2 protein-coding genes are annotated in these 3,507 nt (G+C 57.5%); both read right to left on the bottom strand.

Annotation, left to right across the window (positions count from 1 at the left end):
* Positions 1-36: 36 nt before the first annotated feature.
* Positions 37-1,377 (bottom strand): hypothetical protein, encoded by a 1,341-nt coding sequence (locus I6F33_RS37690; RefSeq protein ID WP_225145773.1) that lies wholly within the window; start codon positions 1,375-1,377, stop codon positions 37-39.
* A gap of 74 nt (positions 1,378-1,451) precedes the next feature.
* Positions 1,452-3,077 carry a tyrosine-type recombinase/integrase gene (locus I6F33_RS37685; RefSeq protein ID WP_225145772.1) on the bottom strand — a complete coding sequence of 542 codons (1,626 nt, stop codon included), beginning with the start codon at positions 3,075-3,077 and terminating at the stop codon, positions 1,452-1,454.
* Between the last annotated feature and the right edge of the window lie 430 nt (positions 3,078-3,507).

The raw sequence follows: 3,507 nt of genomic DNA, 5'->3' as shown, positions 1-3,507 counted from the left end.
CTTCTCCCTGTCCCCCCTGTCTTCCCCCCCTTTTTTTCAGGAAAGAGGTGGTCGGTTGATTTTCAGTAGAGGTGTCACTCCCAACTGGGACTTGAACGTCTCCCTGAGCACCTCATAGGCTGTATCGGCTGATTGGGCGGGTGCTATCAGGCTGTCGTGGACGCTCAGGCTGGGTATCTGGTGCTCCCTCTTCAACTTCAGCATCGTCGAAATCATCACTTCACTTTCAAACCACATCAGCCCCGCCCAACCATTGGTGTTATGGCTGAGGGGTTGGCCCCAAGTCTCAAGGGCGGGATACTTGGCCAGAGCCGCTTCCGTGATGCCGGAGACGCGGTGTTGCTTCAGGTCCGGGGACTTCCGAAGCATGCGTGGTGGCCATCGCACGATGGGCTTCGCATTGCCAAAGGTAGCAACCATCCAAGCCTTCACAGCGCTGCGGTGCTCAGGCCCAAGGCCCGGCAGCTCATAGGGATCACCCTCGGGAAGCTGGATGCCCCGCAGTGACAGGAAAATTGTGAGGTAGCTTGCGCGGATGTCTATCTCTGCAACCGGATCATCGTCGATGGTCATCCTCAGCCGCTTGCCCGCATTCATGACTTGGTAGCTGTCTGCGAAGTGCTGGCTGTAGAGCCGCCCGCCCATGTTCCAGAAGAAGCGCGGATCATCGCCGTTGTGGAAGAGGCGCACGTAGCCATGGTGTTCCCCACCACGCAGCTTGTGTTGCGCAAAGAACTCGTTCAGCTCCCTCACATGGTCTTCAATGACATTGGTGATGCCATCTCTTTCAAACGGCATGGGCTTGCCCGGTGGCCTACTCGTCGCCCAGTACGAGACTTCCTTGGCCGCTCGAAGCTCCAGCACCACCTTCGGGAGGTCATACTCGAACTCGAAGTGATCGTGCACTCTTGCAGGATTGACCGACCGTTCCTTCGAGAAGGCCAGCAGAGCTGGTGTTGCGCGAAATCGTGCCGCGTACTTGCCCTTGTCATCGTCTGAGACCTTATGGCCGTCGATGTGTTCGAGCAGAGCAAGACGCCGGAAGCCGTCCACGAGCTGTGAGAAGGTTCGGAAGGAGACCTTGGCGCCCGTGAAGGACTTCGCGTGCATGCTTCGATAGACCCACGGGTTCGGGTCTGGCTCCTCCTGGCCGTACGGCCGCAGGAGGTCCGCCAAGAAGGCCCCAACGGCATACCTGAGCTTTTCCGTAGTGTTCTGTCGCTTGTTGGTTCGTGCACCCGTGGCCAGAGCATGCTCGTCCACCATGTTTGCCAAGGAGCTAACCAGCACCTCGGCTTCTTCTGAGATGGGGTTCGCACGCAAGCGGGCGTGTTTTGCAGCTTGAAGTTCTTCTTGGTCGATTAGAACTGACGTCATTTCTTCCTGTCGTTGCGGAAATTTTTAGTTTGCCTGCGGAGAGGCGCGCAAGCAGCCCTTGGCGGACAACCAATTCATTTCAGAGAGTAGCGCGGGAACTTCTTCAGAGCGTCGGCCATCGCGGTCACATTGGGCATCCCGTACTTCCGCCCTTCAGTAGCTTGTGTATGACCTGTGATGGCGTCGTTCATCTTCTCCGGTATCCCGGCTTCGTCGGCAATGCGCTTGAACGTATGGCGCCAAGCGTGGTTTGGGCTGATCTGAGGATCATCGACACCCAACTCACGAACCCAAGTTCCGAGATGAGCGCGCGCGGTGTCAGACCGGGGCCGCGGGGGCTTCAACGGATCTACTATAGGCCGTTGCGGTGTCTTATCATTGTAGAACAGTGCGCCCTTCCCAACCTGCTTGACCATCTCAATGAAACCTTGAGCGATCAGGTGTTCGTGGATGGGCACAACACGCGGCTTTCCCGTCTTGATCGTGCCGGCATCAGGCGTCAGCTTCATTACGTAGAGGCCTTTACGGTCCTCAATGTCGATCCCGCGCAACTGCGTGATTTCGCCCGGTCTTGCCCCAGAGTACGCACAGAGCCAAGGCACCCAGCGGCGTGTTCTCTCTGTGGGCGTGATAGGCTTCTCAAAGGCCAAGCTGGCGTTCAGGATGATCTTTGCCTCAGCGTCTGTGAAGCTCCGGCCATCTTCCCGTGTCTGCGCCTTGCGCGGAACATCGACGCGAACTTCCTTGAACGGATTTTGTCCAATTTTCTTGTGCTCGCGCCCCCAGCCGAACACACGACGGGCAGAGGACAACCAGACCTCGCGAACAGTTATGGCCTGACGTTCTTCGCCGATCAGGCCCTGTATCCAATCGCGCGCAGCGTCCTCCGTGATGCCATTTGCACCGACCTCAGCAAACTGGCGTTGCATCTCCAGAAACACGGAGCGCCATCTGATCACCGTCTTGTCGGCGGGCTTGACCGCAAGGACGAAGGCTTCGAACAATTCCCAGCAGCTCACGCCCGAAGCCCGCACGGGACCATCTTTGAACTCTGGGAATGTGCTGGGGTTTTCATCGCGTGAGTAGTCGCCATTGGCGCGCTTCTCCAGCACGGAAAACGCCGGCAAGAGGTTGTCGCTGACAGCGTCCACAAACAGCGCATACGCCGTAGCGTTAAGGGCAATGCCTTCGCTGGCCAGAAATGTCGCGACCCGCGCCTGCTCGGCGACCCGTGGCCGCACCGCTTCGCGAACTTCAGGCTCCTTGGCCCAATCCCAGTGAGGATCGGACCTTGGGTCCTCCTCGTAACTATCAGGAGCCTCGGGACTGATCACTTCCCACACGAAGAGGTCCCTCAATTCCCGCCAGACCTTCGCTGGTCCGGGATCACTCTCGTGCTGCTTTACGAACCAGTTGTACCAGCGTCCGGCAAGCGCGATTGCGTTGACTTTGGTAAGAGGCTGGCCCTTGCCATTGCGCTGGGCTCGCAGCGTGGCGATGCGCGTTTCCACCTCCGCTTCCCACTCGGCCTTGCGCGTCTTTGCCTCGTGCCAAGGGGTGTCCGCAGGAAGCTTCAGGTGAGCCTCACGCTTGACGCCGTAGAGCCGCTGGTAATCGATACGAACATCCTCGGGGATGCCTTTGCGGGCAAACCATCGCCCATCCGAAGCACGACTTAACGCAGCCATTCGCAATGCCATTTGTGACGCCTTTTGTATTTTAGGCGACGCAAATACGTCAGGTCTATCAGTAAGATGCCGGGATTGCAGGACAATTCAACTGTGTTGGTACAGTTGGGTGGGCTCGAACCACCGACCTCCTGTTTCAATCGGGATCGCTTAAGCGGATATGCACGGGCGAGCTTGGCTGTCTGCTCGGCATTGACAATGAAGACAATTCCTATCGATTAGCTTAGCGTCGCGCTTCCGAGCGCGAGCGTCGTAAACGTCCATGATAGGTGTCTGATTCCCGCAAATGAACTCATGCATGATCCATTGTTGCTTTTGCGCTATGGATGTTATGTAACGCGCACGCCTGCAGCAGGATGCGCGATATTTCAATCGATCAGCCTGACCTCGACGGCTCTGTACTTCGAGCGCTGTTTATTGAAACGAATACCGAAAGTCACGC

Origin of the sequence: Bradyrhizobium sp. BRP20, assembly GCF_020194215.1 — a bacterium.
GTDB classification, from domain to species: domain Bacteria; phylum Pseudomonadota; class Alphaproteobacteria; order Rhizobiales; family Xanthobacteraceae; genus Bradyrhizobium; species Bradyrhizobium yuanmingense.
This window is presented reverse-complemented; position numbering and strand designations above follow the sequence as displayed.

Coding starts and splice junctions, on each gene's coding strand:
- I6F33_RS37690 (WP_225145773.1), bottom strand. CDS start 1,377: ATGACGTCAGTTCTAATCGACCAAGAAGAACTTCAAGCTGCAAAACAC.
- I6F33_RS37685 (WP_225145772.1), bottom strand. CDS start 3,077: ATGGCATTGCGAATGGCTGCGTTAAGTCGTGCTTCGGATGGGCGATGG.